Consider the following 1,188-nt stretch of genomic DNA (forward strand, 5'->3'; position numbering starts at 1 on the left):
TCATACTGCCAGAAACATCGACAAGAAAAACTAAATTGGCAGGTGGTAATTGTTTCGTGCTTAAATCTTTGGCTTGAATCCCAATTTTGATCAACTTAGCATGTTCTTTCCACGGTGAGTCAACCGTTTCAGTGGTCACAGAAAATGGATGTACACTATTTGGTTGCGGATACTGATAATCAAAATAACTAATCATTTCTTCAGCACGAATCGCATCAACTGGCGGTAACCTCCCATCATTCAAATAACGACGAGTATTGGTATAACTCCCCGTATCAACATCAATGCTTAAAGTAGATATTGCATCATCAGCAACTCGATGAACTGGATTGACCTCATTCTTCTGGTACTTCTCAGTATTCTGTTCTAATCGCGGTCGCTCAATACTTGGCATTACAGCAACATAAGCTGTGGGAGCAATTAATTTACGGGAGCGATCTGCTCCAAAATTTGCAGTTGATACTGGTGCTGGTGCAAGTTCAGTAGCAATCCCACTATATTTAGCTGGGTTACTACATGCCACAACCATACAACTCAGTAGCGTTAAACCAAATACTTTTGTTGATTTTTGCATCTCTTATTTCCCCTAATTTTATTTTGTATTTTCAAATAAATAGTCATATTGAGAGCATTGTAAGCAAAAAAATAAAGATACACCGTGTCCGTATGTATCTTTATCTACATCATTTCTCTTTAATTTTATTTAGCAACAAGCATCGCTTGCCAAACTTTTATAGCATCAACAGTCGCTTTAACATCATGTGCTCTTACAATGCTTGCACCTTGCTGAATACTCAATATATGTCCCATCACACTCCCCACAGCACGTTCCTGAGCAGGGATACAACTTAGCGCCTCACCAATAAACCGCTTACGAGACAAACCCGATAAAATCGGGTAACCCATTCGATTAAGCTTCCAGAACTCATTGAGCAATTGAAAATTTTGCTGTGCATTTTTAGCAAAGCCAAAACCAGGATCAAGAATAATATTTTCAACTTTAATACCTACAGCAAGCGCTTGATCAAGACGTTGTTGTAACTCTTGAATCACATCTTCAGTCACATCTTGATATTGATCCAACTGATTCATATTGGTGGGCTCACCACGCATGTGCATCAGCACGACAGGAATATTCACTTCAGCTGCTGTTTCTAAAGCCAGTGGTCGAGTTAATGCCCGTACATC

2 protein-coding genes are annotated in these 1,188 nt (G+C 39.3%); both read right to left on the minus strand.

The features are described 5' to 3' along the window. Positions 1 to 574: von Willebrand factor type A domain-containing protein (locus B4237_RS11605; RefSeq protein WP_286943206.1), on the minus strand; the 574-nt coding region annotated here is incomplete at its 3' end. A 125-nt stretch (positions 575 to 699) separates the two neighbouring features. After that, a partial coding sequence (folP, locus tag B4237_RS11610; protein ID WP_286943208.1) for a dihydropteroate synthase occupies positions 700 to 1,188 on the minus strand: 489 nt, incomplete at its 5' end.

This window comes from Acinetobacter sp. UBA6526 (genome assembly GCF_002434875.1).
Lineage (GTDB): Bacteria > Pseudomonadota > Gammaproteobacteria > Pseudomonadales > Moraxellaceae > Acinetobacter > Acinetobacter venetianus.